Genomic DNA, 18,495 nt, shown 5'->3' with positions numbered 1-18,495 from the left:
CGTGGGGGGGGGGGGGTGGGGGGGGGGGGGGGGGGGGGGGGGGGGGGGGGGGGGGGGGCCCGCCCCCCCCCCCCCCCCCCCCCCCCCCCCCCCCCCCCCCCCCCCCACGCCCGTGCCTGCGAACGCGCCGCCCTCGGCGGCCATGGGCACGTCCGCCGTTCTCGTACCGGGGACGGTTCGCGGCACGACGGACGGACGGGCCCGAGCCGGCGGCCCTCGCCGTGCTCGCCGCCGGGGAGGCGCTGTGGCAGGCCGCACGACCGCCGGAAGAACATCGTCGCGCCGCCCCCGGGCGAGGGATGCCTGCGCCAGGCGGAACGGACGCGACGAGCGGCGGGGCGCCGTTCCCCCGCGCCGCCGGACGAGCTCACTGCGGCTGCTCGCCCGCGGGCGCTGAGCGTGCTCGTCCGCGAGGGGAGCCGGCCGGTTTCCGTGAGCTTCCGGGCACGCTCGGTGACGCGGTGGAGCGTGCGCCGCCCGGACGCCCCGCAGGCCCCCGGCCAGCGAATACTCGGGTGAGACGCACTCCGAAAGCTTGGTATTGTTGTCCATGTCGCCGCGGGGAGCACCCACGGTGACAGACACCTGGTCCGGGTGGCGGAATGGCAGACGCGCTAGCTTGAGGTGCTAGTGCCCTTTATCGGGCGTGGGGGTTCAAGTCCCCCCTCGGACACGCATCACCCTCAGCATCGAGCGTTCTTCGCTCGGTGAGGGAAGGGTTGCGGACAGTATTCGTTTAGAGTTCACCCGCCTCCGGTAATCCCGGAGGCGGGTTTTCTCGTCTCCGGGTGCATCCACTTCCGGGAAAATCCTCCCAACACCTTGATTGTTTCCCGAATGCCGCGGAAGCCCGTTTATCGGTTGTGCCGGGAGCGGCCCGACCCCCGCTCACTGACGGTCCGTCAATGCTCATCCGGACCGCCCATGTTGGCGGTCTGTGACCGCTTCGTGTGGTGATACGATCACGGCGCTTGTAGAGCGGGCGGATGGGTGAAGGACGACATCCCCGACTACGGGGACAGTCCGGGCGGTGGTCCCGATGCGGGCGGTCCCGCCGGTCCACCCGCATTGACGGGAATTCAGCAACTGGCCGTCAGTCGCCTGAAGAGAGTCTTATGACCGATTACATACAGAACCCGGTACTCTGGGCTCTCCTCGTCGCCGTGCTCGTCGCCGTCGCCCTCATTGTTCGTCAGCGGAGGGCGGCGCGGACGTTAAGGCAGGAGTTCGCAGATCTCAGGGCTCAGCACAGTGAGCTGGAGAACGGGTACGCGAAATCCGTCGAGGCGGCGCAGGAAAGAGCCGAAGAGGCAACGAAAACAGTCCTGAAGTCCGCCATGCGGACCCTTCAGGGCCTCGCCGCGGAACAGCAGTTGATTGTCTCCCGGCTCCAGAGCAAATATGGCGAGTCGGTCATCCTCCAGGACCTTCTGGAGATCGACCACACGAACTCCCAGTTCGGCCGCCGTGCCCAGTCCATCGCCGTCCTCTGCGACGGCTGGCTGGGACGTCAGCGCGAGGTGGCGTCGGTCTACGACGTCGTCCGCAGCGCCCAGGGCAGGATCCGCCACTACCGGCGGGTGGAAATTCTCTCGCAGGTCGATTTCGGCATCACCAGCCGCGCCGTGGAACCGGTCGCACTGGCCCTCGCCGAACTGCTCGACAATGCGACCAGCTATTCCAGCCCGGACACCGTCGTCGAGATCAACATTCGCACCGTGCCCAAGGGCATTTGCATCGTCGTGGACGACGCCGGTGTCGGCATGAACGACGAGGAGCGGGCCCGCGCGGAGAAACTCCTCTCCACCGACCGCGTCTCGGGCGTCTCCGGGCTCGGCAATCCGCCGCAGTTCGGATTCGCGGTGATCGGCGTCCTCGCCGAGCGTTTCGGCTTCGAGGTCTCGGTGGACTCCAGCTCGCCCTACGGCGGCGTCCGCGCGGTCCTGCTCCTGCCGCACGACCTGCTCACCAACGCACCCGAGCAGAAGGAACCGGCACCGGTCGTCCCCGCCGTCGCCGTGGCCGCACCCGGCCGTGGCGGTCCCGAAGCCGCGCCGGCCCCGAGCACCACCGTCGACGGCCTGCCCAAGCGGCGCCGCAAGCGGCCGATGGCCATCGTGCCCGGCAGCGCACCGACCGCCGCCACCCCCTCCCGCTCGGGCGCGGAGACAGCGGCGATCATGGGCGCCTTCCAGCGCGGTACCCAGTCCGGCCGGCGGGCCACCCCTGCGGACCCCGCGGAACAGTCCAGCAGCACACGTGGCGCAAGCAGCGAAGGGCATGAGTTCTCGTGAACGACGATCTGTCATGGATGCTTGACAGCGCCCTGGAGATACCCGGGGCCCTGCACGCCGTCCTGATATCCGCCGACGGCCTGCTGATGGCCCGGACGCAGGACTTCGGAAAGGACGACGCGGACCGGGTGGCCGCCGCCATGAGCGGTGTGCAGTCACTCAGCCGCTCCCTGGCCTTCTTCTGCGAGGACGCCCAGCAGCGGTGGCGGCAGACACTGGTCGAGTTCGACGGCGGCTGGGTCTTCCTGATCTCCGCCGGAGAGGGCGCCTACCTCGGCGTCTCCGCCTCGCCCGACGTCGACATGGCGGACATCACCTTCCGGATGCAGCAGCTCGTCGGCCAGCTCGGCAAGGCGCTGACGACACCGCCGCGCGAGAACCTCGGCGCGCGGTCATGACCGGCTTCGACGAACTGGAGCCCCAGACACCGGAGTTAGTGCGTCCGTACGTCATCACCAAGGGGCGTGGACTGCCCGACGAGGAGCAGCTCTCCCTCATCACCCTGGTGACGGCGGCAGCCGACCACCAGCAGCGGCCGACCCGGCTGTCCCCGGAGGAGCAGAGCCTGCTCGAGCTGTGCTCGGCGGGCTACCTGTCGGTCGCCGAGATCGCCGGGCACACCCAACTGCCCCTCGGCGTGGTGAAGATCCTCCTCGCCGCCCTCACCGAGGGCGGCTACCTCATCACCCGCCCGCCCGTGCAGCGGGCGCCCCTCGCCGACCGGGAGATCCTGGAGGAGGTGCTGAATGGTCTCAGGGCCAAGTTTGGATGAACAGGCGTACGTCCGTGAGGGCGCGTCGCAGACGGCCGTGAAGATCCTCGTCGTCGGCCACTTCGCGGTGGGCAAGACCACGTTCATCGGGGCGATCTCGGAGATCCCCCCGCTGTCCACCGAGGAGACGATGACGCGGGCCGCCGAGTCCGTCGACGACCTCAAGGGAGTCCAGGGCAAGACCACCACCACGGTCGCCATGGACTTCGGTCGCCTCACCATCAGCGACCGGGTCGTGCTCTACCTGTTCGGGACGCCGGGTCAGCAGCGTTTCGTGCAGATGTGGGAGGACATGGCCCGCGGCGCGCTCGGCGCCCTCGTCCTGGTCGACCCCGAGCGGCTCGCGGACTCGTTCGCCGTGATCGACCTGATCGAGCAGTACGGGCTGGACTACGCCATCGCCGTCAACCACTTCGACGGCTCCCCCCTGCGGGACGAGACCGCCCTGCGTGACGCGCTGGACCTGCTCGACGACACCCCCGTCGTCACCTGCGACGCGCGGGACGAGCAGTCGTCGGCCGAAGCGCTCATCACTCTCGTCCGCCACTTGCAGGACCGTGCCCACTAGGAGCAGAAATGGACCAACCCACCGCTCCCGTGCCCCCGCCCGGGTGCCCGGCGCACCACAGCGGCGCCCGAGTGCCGCTCCACGGCCCCGAGTTCGCCGCTGACCCGCAGGCCTACTACAGCTATCTGCGTCACTACGGGCCGACCGCCCCGGTCGAACTCGCCCCCGGCGTCGAGGCCACCCTCGTCACGGACTACGCCACCGCCCTGCAGCTTCTGCAGGACTCGGGCTCGTTCCGCAAGGACGCGCGCCGCTGGCGGCACTTCAACGAGGGCAAGATCTCCCCCGACAGCCCGGTCGCGCCCGTGCTGGCCTACCGGCCCAACTGCATGTTCAGTGACGGCGCCGAACACCTCAGGCTGCGCCAGGCCGTGACGGACAGCATGGCCCGCATCGACACGCGCAAGCTGAGCCACACCACCGAGCAGGTCTCCAACTACCTGATCTCCCAGTTCGGTTCCCGTGGCTCGGCGGACCTGCTCGGCGACTACGCCAAGCAGCTCCCGCTGTTCGTGTTCAACGAACTCTTCGGCTGCCCGCCGGACATCGGCGACCGCGTCGTCTACGGCATCAGCGGCATGTTCGACGGCGTCAACGCCGAGCGCGCGATGGGCGTGCTGTTCGGCGCCGTGGGCGAACTCGTCGCGCTCAAGCGGGTCAAGCCCGGTGACGACGTCACCTCCTGGCTCATGGAGCACCAGGCCGCCCTCACCGACGAGGAGATGGTCCACCAGCTGGCTCTCCTGCTGGTCGGAGGCAACGAGCCGCTGCGCAACCTGATCGGCAACACCCTGCACCGGCTGCTCACCCACGACGCGTACGCCAACCAGGGCGGTCTGATCGACGAGGCGATCGACGACACGCTGTGGGAGAACCCGCCCATGCAGAACCTCGCCCCGCACTACCCGGCCTCCGACATGGAGTTCGCCGGCCAGAAGTTCCAGGCGGGCGACCTCATCCTGGTCAGCTTCGCCGCCGCCAACACCGGCCCCGCGCTGACGGCCGCCCGCCAGGCGGGCAGCAACCGCGCCCACCTGGCCTGGAGTGCCGGTCCGCACGCCTGCCCGTCCAAGGACCCCGCCCGGCAGATCACCGTGACGGCACTGGAGAACCTCCTCAACCAGCTCCCCGACGTCGAACTCGCCGTCCCCGAGGAGAGCCTGGTCTGGCGCCCCGGCCCCTTCAACCGGGGACTCGTCGCGCTGCCCGCACGGTTCACCCCGGTGGCCGCGCGCAAGCCCGCCGCCCCGGCGCGCGCCGAGGCCCCCGCCCGTCCGCAGCAGCCCCAGCCGGGCGCCCGGTCCGAACGCGCGGGAGTGTGGAGCCAGTTCCTCAACTGGCTGACGAGGTGATTCACACAACACCGACCAAACCTTCACTCTTGTATGACGGTTCAACCTCAGGGGTAGTGAGCCATGCGGTAATGCGCATGTCCCACCAGCCCGAGGAGTTGCCGTGGACCACATATCCACCAACGCCGTTCCCCATCAACACCCCGCAGTGTTGAGCCTCGAGATACCCGCCCTTGCCGGCGGGTATCTTCATGTCGGCTCCGGCCCGTGGCAGGAGGGCCGGTGACCGCCACCCGGCCCGGCGCGCCGGGACCCGTCGGCACGGACACGCTCGGCGGCCACACCAGCCGCCAACTGCTGGGACTGTGCGAGGTCGTGGGACTCACCGCCCATGACGCCGAGGTCTACGCGCGTACCCTCACCGCCATGCTGGGTGCGGCCGCGGAGCGGCCGCTGGACCTGCCGCCCCCGAACCCGACGTTCCTCTCCGACGACCACACCCCGGTGGAGTTCTCGCTCTCCTTCGTACCCGGCGCGGCGCCCGCACTCCGGGTGCTGCTGGAGCCGGGCTGCGCGGCCGGCGACCTGGCACGGAACGGACGTCTCGGACTGCGGGCCGTCCGCGAGGCGGCGGCACGCTGGGGCGTCGCCACCGACCGGCTCGACGAACTCGAGGACCTGTTCCTGCCGCCGTCGCCCGAGGGCCCGTTCGCCCTGTGGTGCGCGCTCGAACTGCGCCCCGGCGGCGTCCCCAAGGTCAAGGTCTACCTCAACCCCGCGGCCACCGGGCGCGGACATGCCGCCGCCACGGTGCGCGAGGCACTGCGGCGGCTCGGCCACCACGACGCGTTCGCGGCACTGCCGCCGCACGACCGCCACCTGTTCTTCGCCCTGGATCTGGGCGACTGGGCGGAACCCCGGGTGAAGGTCTACCTCGCCCACCAGGACCTGTCGGCCGCGGAGGCCGGCGCACTGTCCCGCACCGGTGGCCCGTCCAGCACCGGCGGCCTTGCCCGGGCCGGGGAGAACGAGGAGTTCTTCCGTATCGCCGCGGGCCAGGACGGCGCGGAGGACGGCGGCGCGGAGCCGGCCCCGGCTCCGGCGGTGCGGCGACCCGTGCAGTCCTGCCACGCCTTCACCGAGAGCGCGTCCGGCCTGCCCAGCGGCTTCACCCTCTACGTCCCGGTCCGGGACTACGCGCCGCACGACGGCGAGGCCCTCACCCGCGCCACCGCCCTGCTCGGCCGCCACGGGCAGGACCCCGCCCCGCTGCTGGCGGCCGTGTCCGCGCTCACCGACCGCGACCCGCAGGAGGGGGTGGGGCTCGTCGCCTACCTGGCGCTCGCCCACCAGCAGGGGCAGCCGCCCCGGGTCACGACGTACCTCTCCTCGGAGGCGTACGCGGTGCGCCCGCCCGTCGGCCTGCTGCCCGCCCAGCCCGCGACCGTGCGGTAACCGGCGGGTACCGGGGGACACTTCACGGGGAGCCGTACGCCGATGACGCCGGACCGCTCCCCTCCCACCGCCGCGACCCGAGGGCACGGCGACGTGACGCGGCGGCGGAACGTGCGAGCCGAGGGCCGCGGCACGGCGAAGGGGCCGGCCCGCGGGGGAGTCCTCCGCCTGCCGACCCCTGCCTGAGGAGCCGTCACTCCGCTTGCAGATCCTGGAGATACGGCGCCACGTTCACCTGGATCGAGGCGCCCTCCGCCTGGCCGTACTGGCCCGCGATGCCGCTGAGGTAGGCGGCGACCTCCTTGCGCATGACCTCCGGCTCCGGCAGCACCGCCGCTCCCGTGACGATCCGTGCGATCCAGCGCGACTGCGCCTCCACGAGCCGGGTGACGGAGCCGTGCGGACGGACCAGGCCGACGAAGTACAGACCGGCGTGGCCGGGCGCGACGACCCGCTTGTACAACTCGACCGAACCCTGTGCTCCGATCGGGCAGCCGGACGGCAGGAACGGGAACGCCATGCGGTAGCCGGTGCAGTGCACGATCGCGTCGGCCCGGGCGGACGTCCCGTCGGTGAAGACCACCCGGTCGCCGTCGAGGGAGGCGATGCCGGGTTTGGGGACGACCCCGCCGTGCCGGATGCGGGTGAGGATCTCGTCCGAGATGGTCACGGCCGAGGCGAACACCGGGTGGTCCGGCTCGGGCAGGCCGTAGTCCGAGAGCCTGCCGCGGGCCACGAGCAGAGCCTGCTCGATGAATCGGCGCTGCTCCTCCAACGACATGCTCGTCCACCACGGCGCCTCGGCCACCTCGTCGAGCGGTGTGCCGTACAACTGCTTGGGCAGGATGTGCAGGCCCCGGCGTACCGAGAGCAGGGTGGTCGCCGCGTACCGGGAGAGGTCCGCCGCGATGTCCACCGCCGAGGCGCCGAGCCCGACGACGACCACCTCCTGACCTGCGAAGTCGCTGCCGTCGCGGTAGTCCAGGGCGTGCAGAATCGTTCCGGTGAAGGTGTCCGCACCGGGCGGCGGCGCGGGCAGCGAGGGCTCGGTGTTGTGCCCCGACGCGACGACGACATGGGTGAAGCTCCGCGTGCCGCGCGTACCCCCGGCGTCCACGACGGCGACCGTCCAGGAACCGTCGGCCTCCTGCCGCACCGACTCCACGGCCGTCCCCAGCTCGACGTGGTCCAGGACGCCGGCCCACTCGGCGAACGACCTCAGGTAGGCGGCCATCTGGCTGTGCCGGGGATAGACCGGGTAGGAGGCCGGCATCGGGTAGTCGGCGTAACCGGTCAGTTTCTTGGTCGTGTTGAGGTGCAGGGAGAGGTAACCGGGGCCGCGCTCCCCGGCCTCGGGGCGGCGCCAGATGCCGCCCACGTCGGCCGACTTCTCCAGGCACACGAAGTCGACACCCGCCGCCTTGAGGGCCCGTGCCGTGGCCAGCCCCGACAGGCCCGCACCGATCACACACACTCTCACGGGTTCCCCCACAGAAAAGACACCACCTCTACGGACACCCGCAGTGCCTGCCCATCGGGCACTCCGCCCAACCAGCGACAAAGATCACAGACGTCCGCCGTGTGACACGGCACCGGCCCGTCCGGCTCTACCGCCGGCTCGACCGCCGGCTCGTCGGGACTGTCCGCCTCCACCGGTTCGACCGGCCCGTCCGGCTCGACCGCCGACGTGCCGGGCCGCGGCGTGTCGGCGCCCCGCTCGCGGCAGGTGCCCCGCCGTCCGCCCCGCACGGACAGCGGGGCGCGGCGGGGGAGGGGCCGCCGCCGCGCGCAGTGACGGCTGGTTTCAGGGGGTGGGGTTCTGCCGGGGCTCAGTCGAGCATGCTCGGCGTCGGGGTCGGCGTACGACCTGCCAGGACCTCCTTGAGCCGCTTGGTGCCCTGCTCCACGGCGGCCTTGGTGGTGTCCTCGTCGGCGCCGTCGAGCCCGCCGTTGGTGATCGTGATGGCGTCGTTGCCGACCCGGACGACGGCGACGTCCAGGGTGAGCGTCACGGGGTCGCCGTTCGAGGTGCCCTTCACCGTCACGGTGAGGCCCTGCCTTGCGTCGCCCTCCTTCGGCAGCGAGGTCTCCACGACCTGGACGGTACGGTCGCCGCTGTCGCCGCCGGTCAGGGTGAACTGGTCGCAGGTCTCGGGCAGCTTCTCCAGCCAGTCCATCGACTTGTCGAGCGTGGCCTTCTGGTAGGCGGCCACCTGGTACAGCAGCCGGGAGTCGCCCTCCTCGAAGCCGTTCAGCGCCGACGCCCCGGACGGGGTGCCGAGCAGGGTCTCGTCGTAGAGCGCGTCGACCAGGCGCTGGCAGTCGGCCGCGTCGGTCTTGCCGGTGACGAACTGGGCCGCGTCCACCTGCCCGACGAGCAGCTTGTCGCTCCAGCTCTGCGGGTTCTTCACCTGGACCCAGTCGTCCTCGATGTCCGCCGCGGTGATCAGCGCGTTCCGGGCGCCGGTCTCCGAGAGGGTGGCGGTGGGCGACGGGGTGGCACCGGCCGACTTGCTGGCGGACGGGGACGGGGTGGTGGTCCGCGCGGCGAGGGGCCGCTCGGCGACGGTGGCGGCGGCGGTCTCCGACTCGGCCGACGTGTCGTCGTCCCCGCCGGCGCAGGCCGCCGTGGCGAGCAGGGTCCCGGTGGCCATCGCGGCGGCCAGGACACGGACCGTGCCGGCCCCGCGGGCCCGACGGCCCGACGCGCGCGGTACCGCCGCGGCGGGCGTGGCGGTACACGGTACGGCCGGGGCCGGGGCCGGGGCTGGCGCGGCAGCGGTCTTCGCCGGGTGGGACGAGCGGCCGCTCGGGCGAGGGGTGGTCACGTTTGCCTCCTGAGGACGGAACGGGACATGGCGGGAGGGGGCAGGGCGGGGCGGGGCGGGGCGGGTGAGGACGGCACGGGTTCCCGGCGCATGTGTGCCCGGGCGGCTGCCTCCTCGCTTCCACCGCACCACCGGCCCGGACGCTCGACCAGCGCAGGGAGTCATACGGGTGAGGGGGCATGACCCGGATGCGCCAGAAACCCGCCACGAGATGATCTCGAGTTGGTGAGCGCCTTGACCCGCCGTCCGTCCGGCTCAGTGTCGTTGGTGGTGATGTGGGGTTTCGCCCGGGGAGGGATGGGGTGCGACCTCGGTCGAGAGGACCGCGTGTCCACGGTTCAAGCGGCTGATCACCGCACATGAGCTGCACATGTTCTTCTCGCCAGCCGTGACGAGCCGAGCCCAGCCGTGACGAGCCGAGGTCGGGTGGGCTGCGGCCCGTACCGACTGCGACGAGCACCTCCTGGCCCACATGCTCGCGCTGAAGTCGTACCAGCGCATGGGGCGCTCTCCGAAACGGGATGAGATCCCGGAGACCGCGGTCGACCTCGTGCGCCGCGCGATGGACCTGCCGGAGGGCACGGTGCCGGAGGCTGCGAACCGTACGGCGGAACGGCGGCGAACCGCCGTACGCCGGCGGCCGGGCCTGTCGTACGACAAGCGGATCTCCCACCGCACCGCGATGCCGAAGCGGAAGAACGGCGATGTCGCCGCCTGCCGCGAGTGCGTCGGCCACCGGGTCTCCCACACCTTCCCCGTGTGCGGGCACATTGCGAGGGTGAGGGGGCTCGCGCCCTTCGTGCGGGAAGCGACGGGGCCGACAGGCGGCCAGGTCGGTGTCCCCCCGCAGGCCGCCCGCGCCCCTGACCCGTCAGGCACATCGCCAAAGATCACCCTGACGAGCCGGAGTCAGTACGAAAACAGCGATGGATGCCGTGTGACAGGCAGGACCGACTGATCCTCGACGGTTCGCTCCGCCTGGCTGATCTCGGCCCGCACGGCGTCGAGATGGTCGAGATACAGGCCGAGGGTGTCGGCGATCGCCGCGATCGCCGCGATGGTTGCGATGGTCGGGAAGGCGGGGGCAGCCACACGGCCGGATTCGATCTTCCGCGGAGTTTCCGGCGAGATGTGCGAAGCGAGCGCCACGTCCAGCATCGAGCGACAGCCCCGGGCTCGGCGGAGCAGGGCGCCAAGACGCTGTGCGCGTTCTGCCTCGGCGGGGGTGAGCGGCAACCCGACCATGACCCCATTCTAATACCGGTATAGTTAGACCGGGATTGTTATTGGACGTACATGAGAGGTCCCCATGATCGAGATCCTGAACTCCGCGCGGCTCGAGCGGGCGAGGGACACCGGCGCCCTGGTCGGAAACATCCTGCACACGCTGAAGCAGCGCAGCACGGTCGGGACGAACCTGCTGGACATCGACCAGTGGGCCAAGGAGATGATCACCGAGGCGGGGGCGCAGTCCTGCTACGTCGACTACGCCCCTTCCTTCGGGCGCGGCCCCTTCGGGCACTACATCTGCACGGCCGTCAACGACGCAGTGCTCCATGGGCGGCCTCACCACTACACGCTGGCAGACGGGGATCTGCTGACTCTCGACCTCGCCGTAGCCAGGGGCGGGGTGGCCGCGGACGCCGCGATCAGCTTCCTGGTGGGCAATGCCAGGCCGGCGGAGAGCGTCGCGATGATCGAGACGACCGAACGTGCACTCGCCGCCGGCATCGCCGCCGCCAAGCCCGGGGCGCGCATCGGCGACATCTCCCACGCCATCGGCACGGTCCTCAGCGGGGCGGGCTACCCGATCAACACCGAGTTCGGAGGCCACGGCATCGGCTCGACCATGCACCAGGACCCACACGTCGCGAACACCGGACGGCCCGGCCGCGGATACAAGCTGCGCCCCGGACTGCTGCTCGCCCTGGAGCCCTGGGTCATGGCCGACACTGCCACACTCGTCACCGACGCCGACGGTTGGACGCTGCGCAGCGCGACAGGCTGCCGGACCGCCCACAGCGAGCACACCATCGCCATCACCGACAGCGGAGCCGAAATCCTCACCCGACCGTAAGGGAGCCCGTACCGCTGCCGCGTCGGCATCCCCGGCTGCCGGGCGCGGCCGGGCCTCGGCCATCCCGGCCGCCTCGAACCGGGAGGCCACCATGTCCGAGCTGATCGGCGCTTGATGTCCGAGCTGATCGCCGCTTGCACACCGAACAGCCACCCGCACGACGGCGAGGTCCTGGTTGCCATCACCCTTCCGAACCGGGAGACCTTCCAGAAGGCGGCGGCCCGCCCTCCAGTGCCTCGCCGACGCGGGCTTCGCCCCCAGCCCGATCTCGGTTCCTCCGGCTCGGACGGCTGGAGTCCCGCCGGTCTCGGCTTCCCCGTGCCCGTCGTGCGCACCGGGGCGACCGTGCCCTCAGCGGCCGGCCACCGCTGACGAGCGGCAGCCTGCAGGAGGGGCCGATGCCGCGGTACGACAAGCGCCTCGACTCCGTCAGCGACGACGGGTCGGGGACGGGGCCGGGACGGGGCCGCGACGTGTCCGGGGCGGGTCCGGAGCAGCGGCGGGCCGGAAAATGCGAGGTGGCGGGGCCGGTCGCCGGGGCATCATGACGACTCCCGCCGCCTTCTCGCTGCGTCGGCCGATCACCACCGGGGGAGTCCGTGACCGTCCAGAACATCCTGCTGTCCGGCGTGGTCGGTTCGACCGCCTACGGGCTCGCGCACGCCGGGTCCGACGTGGACCGGCTCGGCCTGTTCGCGGCACCCACCGAGGAACTGCACGGCCTGCACCCGCCGAAGGAGTCCCACGTCGGTACGGCACCCGACCGGACCCTGCACGAGGCCGCCAAGTGGTGCCGGCTCGCGCTCGGCGGCAATCCCACCGTCACGGAACTCGTCTGGCTGCCGGACGAGTTGTACGAGGTGCGCACCCCGCTCGGCGACGAACTCGTCGGCATCCGTACGACATTCCTGAGCGCCCGGCGCGTCCGGGACGCCTACCTCGGTTACGCCACCCAGCAGTTCCGCAGGCTGCTCGGCCGCGGCGACGGCTCGTTCTCCGCGGACACGCGCAAGCGGACCGCCAAGCACGCCCGGCACCTCAAGCGGCTGTGCGGGCAGGGCTACGAGCTGTACACCACGGGCACGTTGAGCATCCGCGTCGACGACCCGGAGAGCTTCCACCGCTTCGGCGAACAGGTGGCGGCCGATCCCGAGGCCGCCCTTCCGCTGCTGCGCCGGTACGAGGCGGCGTTCGACGAGGCCCGCAGTGTGCTGCCCGAACAGCCCGACGAGAGAGCCGCCGACGCGTGGCTGAGGAAGGTGCGGCGGCACTTCTACCCGTCCTGACCGCCCGGTTCGACCGAGGTGTCCCGAGGGCCCGGGAAAAGCGCGTGCCCCGCCGGCCCCTTCCTCCCTACACTCACTCCATCGAGCGCCGCCCACGAACAGGGCCGCGCCGCACCGCGACGAACGAGGGGAGCCCGGCCATGCGTGACCGCACCGCCGCCGCAGCTCCCCGTTCCCGCTACGAGGTGATCCTCGTGTCCCTGTCCGTCCGGTGCCCGCGGCGCGGCCGGCACCGGATGGTCTGACGCCACGTCGGTCAACGCCGCAGAGCCACCCCCCGGCACATCGTGCCCCGGGGTGGCGGCTCTGCGTCACGTCGGCTGCCGTCCCGTCAGGAATCGCGCTGCCCCTTTCACGAGACACGCCTCGAAAGGCCATGGGCCGTGCGCAACGACAACCTCGACCGCCGCCTCGCCGCTGTACGCAACCTGGGCATCCTCGCCCACGTCGACGCGGGCAAGACCACCGTCACGGAGCGGATCCTCTTCGCCACCGGTACCACGCACAAGCGCGGTGAGGTCCACGACGGCACCACCGTCACCGACTTCGACCCCCAGGAGCGCGACCGTGGGATCACCATCTTCGCCGCGGCCGTCAGCTGCGACTGGGACGGCCACCGCGTCAACCTGATCGACACCCCCGGGCACGTCGACTTCGCCGACGAGGTGGAGCGCGCACTGCGGGTGCTGGACGGGGCGGTCGCGGTGTTCGACGCCGTCGCGGGCGTCGAGCCGCAGAGCGAGTCCGTGTGGCGGCAGGCCGACCGGCACGGCGTGCCGAGGATCGCGTTCGTCAACAAGCTGGACCGGACGGGCGCCGACCTCGACGCGGCGGTGGCGTCCGTCCGGGAACGGCTGCACCCCGTCCCGCTCGTCGTCCAGTTGCCGATCGGCGCCGAGGACGCCTTCACCGGCGTCGTCGACCTGCTCCGGATGCGGGCGCTGACCTGGGACGACGGTGGCGGGGCGGCCGTGGAGGGGCCCGTGCCCGGCGAACTGCGGGAGGAGGCGGAGCGCCGTCGCCGACTGCTGGAGGAGGCGGTCGCGGAACGGCATCCGGCCGCGCTGGAGGAGTTCTGCGACCGCGAGACCCTGTCGGCCGGGACGCTCGCCGCGGCGCTGCGCGACCTGACCCGCACCGGCGACGGTGTGGTCGTGCTGTGCGGCTCGGCCTACCGCAACCGCGGGATCGAGCCGTTGCTCGACGCCGTGGTCGCCTATCTGCCGTCGCCACTGGACGTGCCGGCGGTGTGCGGTACGCACCATGGTGTCGACGAGCGACGGCCGGCCGACCCCGCCGCACCGGTCGCGGCCCTCGCGTTCAAGGTCAACGCGACCCCCACCGGCAGGCTCACCTACCTGCGGGTGTACTCCGGGACGATCGAGAAGGGAGACGCGCTGTGGGACGCGACCGCCGGCCGGAGCGAGCGTGTCGGCCGCATCCTGCGGGTCCAGGCCGACCGGCACGCCCAGCTGGACCGGGCGGTCGCCGGGGACATCGTGGCCGTGATCGGGCTGAAGGCGGCCCGCGCGGGCTCGACCCTGTGCGCGCCGGACGCCCCGCTGGTCCTCGAGCCGCCCGGGGTCGCCGATCCCGTCGTCTCCGTCGCCGTCGAGCCGCGGCGCGGCACCGACACCGACCGGCTGGCCTCGGCGCTCGCCCGGCTGGCCGAGGAGGATCCGTCGCTCACGGTACGCACCGACGCCGAGACCGGCCAGACCGTGCTCTCGGGCATGGGCGAGCTGCACCTGGAGGTCGCGGTGGAGAAGATCCGCCTCGCCCACGGGCTGGAGGTCAATGTCGGCCGGCCGCGCGTCACCTACCGGGAGACGGTCGGCCGCGGCGTGTTCCGACTGGTCTTCCAGCACGTCAAACAGGACGGCGGCGCCGGTCAGTTCGCGCACGTCGTGCTCGACGTGGAGCCGCTGGAGGACGGGTTCGACTTCCGGTCCGCCGTCGTCGGCGGGCGGGTGCCGCAGGAGTACGTCCGTGCCGTCGAGGCCGGCTGCCGGGACGCCCTCGCCGAGGGCCCCCTGGGCGGGCACACGGTGACGGGCCTGCGGGTCACGCTGACCGACGGGTCGACCCACGTGAAGGACTCCTCCGAGACGGCCTTCCGCACGGCGGGCCGGCTCGGCCTCCGCGAGGCCCTGCGGGCTTGCGAGATGGTGCTGCTGGAACCGGTCGTGGAGGTCACGGTCACCGTGCCCGGGGACGCCGTGGGCGGGGTCCTCGGTGACCTCGCCGCCCGGCGCGGCCGGGTGACCGGTTCCGAGGTGCGCGGCGGCGCGGCGGTGGTGACCGCCACCGTGCCGCTCGCGGAACTGTTCGGCTACGCGACCCGGCTGCGCAGCCGCACCCAGGGCCGCGGCACCTTCACGGCCCGGCCGACGGGGTACGCCCCGACGCCGACGCCGTAGGACCGGTACGTCCCGGAGGTTCACCCCTCCGGGGCGTACGGGCGAAGGCCGCGGCGCGGACGGCAACGGAGTCGCGCTGTCTGCCCTGCCGCCTGCCCCGCTGCAGGCGGCGGGGCAGCGCCGCGAGCTACGGGCCACGGGCCGCGAGCCGCGACAAGGGCGGCCGCGAGAGTCCCGGCGAAGACGGCGGCACCCGCCGCACCCGAGTTCCACAACCCTCGTCCAGACTCTTGACGCGGCTCGCGTCCGAGGTTTAACTCACGTCCTAAATTAAGCCCTGATGAGAGATCCCGGGAGCCGCCCCATGCGTACCCTCCGAGCCACGGCCGCAGGCGCCGTCGTGATGTCGCTCGCCCTGGCCGTGACGGCCTGCGGCGGCGGTTCGTCGACGGACGGGAGCGGGTCCGACGACTCGCCGAAGGAACTGACGTACTGGGCGTCCAACCAGGGCGCCAGCACGGAGATCGACAAGAAGGTCCTCCGGCCGGAGCTCGACAAGTTCGAGAAGGAGACCGGGATCAAGGTGAAGCTGGAGGTCGTGCCCTGGTCCGACCTGCTCAACCGGATCCTCACCGCCACCACCTCCGGTCAGGGCCCCGACGTCCTGAACATCGGCAACACCTGGTCGGCGTCGCTCCAGGCGACCGGCGCGCTGCTGCCCTGGGACGACGCGAACTTCGCCCGGATCGGCGGCAGGGACCGGTTCGTGGCGTCGGCGCTGGGCTCCACCGGCGCGCAGGGCGAGGACCCGGTCGCGGTGCCGCTGTACTCGATGGCGTACGCGCTCTACTACAACAAGCAGATCCTCGCCGACGCGGGGATCTCCCAGCCCCCTGCGACCTGGGACCAGCTGGTCGCCGACGGCAGGAAGATCCGGGCGAAGGGCAAGCAGGTCCTGGGCGCCGAGGGAGCGAACGTCTCCGAGAACGTCCACCACGTCTTCACCTTCGCCAAGCAGCACGGCGCGGACTTCTTCACCGCCGACGGCAGGCCCGACTTCACCTCCGACGGCGCGGTGAGCGCGGTCAAGCAGTACGTCGACCTGATGGCGAAGGACAAGGCCATCCCGCAGGGCAACGCCGAGTACGCCCAGAACCAGTCCGTCAGCGACTTCGCCAAGGGCAGGACGGCGTTCCTGCTCTGGCAGTCGGCCTCCGCCAACCTCACGTCCCAGGGCATGGGCGAGGACCGGTACGGCATCGCGCCCGTGCCCGTGCGGTCGGGCACGCCGGGCACCGGCACGCAGGTCAACTCGATGGTCGCCGGCATCAACCTGGCCGTCTTCAAGAACACCGACAACCTCGACGGCGCCACGAAGTTCGTGAAGTTCATGACCGGCGACGAGGAGCAGAAGATCCTCAACAAGGCCTACAGCTCGATCCCGCCGGTCGCCGCTGCGCAGGCGGACCCGGCCTTCAACACCCCGGCCAACGCCGTCCTGAAGGACACCCTCGCCAAGAGCGCCGCCGCGCTGCCGCAGGTCGCCGACGAGTCGCAGTTCGAGACGGCGGTCGGTACGGCCGTGAAGGAGCTGTTCGCCGACGCGGCCGCCGGACGGGCCGTGACCACCGGGTCGGTGAAGGCCCGCCTGGAGAAGGCCCAGCAGCAGATGCCGGCGAAGTGAGCACGATGACGACCACGGTCACCGAGCAGGCCACGGTGCGCAAGGACCCCCCGGGCGCGGCGGACGGCCCCCGCCGCCGCCCCGGGCGGATCCGCCGGATCGGACTGCCCTACCTGCTCCTCCTGCCCGCCCTGATCCTCGAACTCCTCGTCCACCTGGTGCCGATGGTCATCGGCATCGCGATGAGCTTCAAGGAACTCACCCAGTTCCACATCCGCGACTGGGGCGCCGCCCCGTGGGCCGGACTCGACAACTACACGATGTCCGTCGACTTCAACGCCCCCGTCGGCGAAGCCCTGTTGCACTCGTTCCTGGTCACCGTCGCCTTCACCCTGCTGTCGGTGGCGCTGTGCTGGCTGATCGGCACGGCCGCGGCGGTCTTCATGCAGGACCCCTTCCGCGGCCGCGGACCGCTGCGCGCGCTGTTCCTGGTGCCCTACGCGCTGCCGGTCTACGCGGCCGTCATCACCTGGGTGTTCATGTTCCAGCACGACAACGGCCTGGTGAACCACGTCCTGCACGACCAGCTGCACCTCACCGACAAGCCGTCCTTCTGGCTGATCGGCGACAACAGCTTCTACGCGCTGCTCACCGTGTCGGTGTGGAAGGGCTGGCCGTTCGCCTTCCTCATCGTGACGGCCGGCCTGCAGAACATCCCCCGTGAGCTGTACGAGGCGGCCGCCCTGGACGGCGCCGGGGTGTGGCAGCAGATCCGCCGCATCACCCTGCCGTCGCTGAGCGCGGTGAACCAGGTCCTGGTCCTGGTGCTGTTCCTGTGGACGTTCAACGACTTCAACACGCCCTACGTCCTGTTCGGCAAGGCCGCCCCGGAGGCCGCGGACCTCGTCTCGGTCCACATCTACCAGTCCTCCTTCGTCACCTGGAACTTCGGCGCCGGTTCCGCGATGTCGGTCCTGCTGCTGCTTTTCCTGCTGGCCGTGACCGGCGTGTACCTGGCCGTCACCTCACGCGGACGGAGGCCCGCCGATGCCTGACCTTCCTCGCGCCGTGACCGACTCGCCCATGGCGCCCCCGCGTTCCTTCCTGTGGTCGCGGCGCGTCTTCCTCACCCTGCTCGCCGGCTTCGTGCTGGTGCCGGTGTACGTGATGGTCTCCAGCTCCCTGAAGCCGCTCGCGGACGTCTCGGGCACGTTCCGCTGGCTGCCGAGCGACCTGACGATCCGGCCGTACATCGACATCTGGTCGACCGTCCCGCTCGCCCGCTACTTCGTGAACTCGCTGGTCGTGGCGGGCGCGGCGACCGTGTGCTCGGTGGTGATCGCGGTGTTCAGCGCCTACGCGGTGAGCCGCTACGACTTCCGCGGCAAGCGCGCGTTCACGGTCACCGTCCTGTCCACGCAGATGTTCCCCGGCATCCTCTTCCTCCTCCCGCTGTTCCTGCTCTACGTCAACATCGGCAACGCCACCGGCATCGCCCTGTTCGGCTCGCGCGGCGGGCTGATCCTGACGTACCTCACCTTCTCCCTGCCCTTCTCCATCTGGATGCTGATCGGTTACTTCGACTCGGTGCCGCGCGACCTCGACGAGGCGGCGCTGGTGGACGGCTGCGGCCCGCTCGGGGCGCTGTTCCGCGTCGTGGTGCCGGCCGCGGTCCCCGGCATCGTCGCGGTCGCCGTCTACGCCTTCATGACCGCGTGGGGCGAGGTGCTGTTCGCCTCCGTCATGACCAACGACACCACCCGCACCCTCGCCGTCGGACTCCAGGGCTACTCCACCCTCAACGACGTGTACTGGAACCAGATCATGGCCGCCTCGCTGGTCGTCAGCGTGCCCGTGGTGGCCGGTTTCCTCCTTCTCCAGCGCTACCTCGTCGCCGGTCTGACGGCAGGAGCGGTGAAGTGAACAACCTCCGTGATCC

At 71.3% G+C, this 18,495-nt stretch carries 16 protein-coding genes and 1 tRNA gene; 13 read left to right on the top strand and 4 right to left on the bottom strand.

All coding sequences use genetic code 11. From position 1 onward, the window contains the following. The first annotated feature begins 588 nt into the window (after window positions 1–588). From ACIP5W_RS07665 to ACIP5W_RS07640, 6 genes are all read left to right on the top strand, one after another. A tRNA-Leu gene (locus tag ACIP5W_RS07665) sits at window positions 589–673 on the top strand. 442 nt (window positions 674–1,115) lie between these two features. Further along, window positions 1,116–2,294, top strand: a complete 1,179-nt coding sequence (locus ACIP5W_RS07660) for a sensor histidine kinase (protein ID WP_401468231.1) — start codon at window positions 1,116–1,118, stop codon at window positions 2,292–2,294. After that, entirely contained in the window at window positions 2,291–2,692 is a 402-nt protein-coding gene (locus tag ACIP5W_RS07655) for a roadblock/LC7 domain-containing protein (RefSeq protein ID WP_356561669.1), read from the top strand. The genes ACIP5W_RS07660 and ACIP5W_RS07655 overlap by 4 nt, the downstream gene beginning before the upstream one ends. Continuing rightward, entirely contained in the window at window positions 2,689–3,066 is a 378-nt protein-coding gene (locus ACIP5W_RS07650) for a DUF742 domain-containing protein (protein ID WP_401468228.1), read from the top strand. Before ACIP5W_RS07655 ends, ACIP5W_RS07650 begins: the two co-directional genes overlap by 4 nt. Continuing rightward, window positions 3,041–3,634, top strand: a complete 594-nt coding sequence (locus ACIP5W_RS07645; protein ID WP_366059970.1) for an ATP/GTP-binding protein — start codon at window positions 3,041–3,043, stop codon at window positions 3,632–3,634. The genes ACIP5W_RS07650 and ACIP5W_RS07645 overlap by 26 nt, the downstream gene beginning before the upstream one ends. Before the next feature lie 8 nt (window positions 3,635–3,642). Beyond that, window positions 3,643–4,986 carry a cytochrome P450 gene (locus ACIP5W_RS07640; RefSeq protein ID WP_401468225.1) on the top strand — a complete coding sequence of 448 codons (1,344 nt, stop codon included), beginning with the start codon at window positions 3,643–3,645 and terminating at the stop codon, window positions 4,984–4,986. 1 nt (window position 4,987) lies between these two features. On the opposite strand, the gene ACIP5W_RS07635 is transcribed toward ACIP5W_RS07640, so the two are convergent. Beyond that, window positions 4,988–5,179, bottom strand: coding sequence for a hypothetical protein (locus ACIP5W_RS07635; protein WP_401468222.1), 192 nt, complete (start codon window positions 5,177–5,179; stop codon window positions 4,988–4,990). Between the two features lie 29 nt (window positions 5,180–5,208). Here ACIP5W_RS07635 and ACIP5W_RS07630 point away from each other — a divergent pair, with 29 nt between their 5' ends. After that, window positions 5,209–6,381 carry a tryptophan dimethylallyltransferase family protein gene (locus ACIP5W_RS07630; protein ID WP_401468219.1) on the top strand — a complete coding sequence of 391 codons (1,173 nt, stop codon included), beginning with the start codon at window positions 5,209–5,211 and terminating at the stop codon, window positions 6,379–6,381. Window positions 6,382–6,574: 193 nt separating this feature from the next. Here the strand turns inward: ACIP5W_RS07630 and ACIP5W_RS07625 are convergent, their stop codons facing one another. From ACIP5W_RS07625 to ACIP5W_RS07615, 3 genes are all read right to left on the bottom strand, one after another. Continuing rightward, on the bottom strand, window positions 6,575–7,861 hold the full coding sequence (locus ACIP5W_RS07625; protein ID WP_401468216.1) for a flavin-containing monooxygenase: 1,287 nt from the start codon (window positions 7,859–7,861) through the stop codon (window positions 6,575–6,577). Window positions 7,862–8,210: 349 nt separating this feature from the next. Then, window positions 8,211–9,035, bottom strand: coding sequence for a hypothetical protein (locus ACIP5W_RS07620; protein WP_401468973.1), 825 nt, complete (start codon window positions 9,033–9,035; stop codon window positions 8,211–8,213). 1,083 nt (window positions 9,036–10,118) lie between these two features. Then, window positions 10,119–10,454 carry a transcriptional regulator gene (locus ACIP5W_RS07615; RefSeq protein ID WP_401468214.1) on the bottom strand — a complete coding sequence of 112 codons (336 nt, stop codon included), beginning with the start codon at window positions 10,452–10,454 and terminating at the stop codon, window positions 10,119–10,121. Window positions 10,455–10,518: 64 nt separating this feature from the next. On the opposite strand from ACIP5W_RS07615, the gene map reads away from it, so the two are divergent. The 6 genes from map (at window position 10,519) to ACIP5W_RS07585 (ending at window position 18,479) form a co-directional block, all read left to right on the top strand. After that, window positions 10,519–11,286, top strand: coding sequence for a type I methionyl aminopeptidase (gene map / locus ACIP5W_RS07610; protein ID WP_401468211.1), 768 nt, complete (start codon window positions 10,519–10,521; stop codon window positions 11,284–11,286). Window positions 11,287–11,885: 599 nt separating this feature from the next. Then, a complete protein-coding gene (locus ACIP5W_RS07605) occupies window positions 11,886–12,572 on the top strand; it encodes a DNA polymerase beta superfamily protein (protein WP_401468208.1) in 687 nt (228 codons plus the stop codon). A 383-nt stretch (window positions 12,573–12,955) separates the two neighbouring features. Beyond that, window positions 12,956–14,992 (top strand): elongation factor G, encoded by a 2,037-nt coding sequence (fusA, locus tag ACIP5W_RS07600; protein WP_401468205.1) that lies wholly within the window; start codon window positions 12,956–12,958, stop codon window positions 14,990–14,992. Window positions 14,993–15,296: 304 nt separating this feature from the next. Then, the gene (locus ACIP5W_RS07595) at window positions 15,297–16,616 is read left to right on the top strand and encodes an ABC transporter substrate-binding protein (RefSeq protein WP_401468202.1); all 1,320 of its coding nucleotides are present in this window, start codon (window positions 15,297–15,299) and stop codon (window positions 16,614–16,616) included. 5 nt (window positions 16,617–16,621) lie between these two features. Then, complete coding sequence (locus ACIP5W_RS07590; protein ID WP_401468970.1) at window positions 16,622–17,611, top strand: carbohydrate ABC transporter permease; 990 nt, start codon at window positions 16,622–16,624, stop codon at window positions 17,609–17,611. A 28-nt stretch (window positions 17,612–17,639) separates the two neighbouring features. Then, complete coding sequence (locus tag ACIP5W_RS07585) at window positions 17,640–18,479, top strand: carbohydrate ABC transporter permease (protein WP_401468967.1); 840 nt, start codon at window positions 17,640–17,642, stop codon at window positions 18,477–18,479. Window positions 18,480–18,495 lie beyond the last annotated feature (16 nt).

The sequence above is a fragment of the Streptomyces sp. NPDC088766 genome (assembly GCF_044750845.1).
Lineage (GTDB): Bacteria > Actinomycetota > Actinomycetes > Streptomycetales > Streptomycetaceae > Streptomyces.
This window is presented reverse-complemented; position numbering and strand designations above follow the sequence as displayed.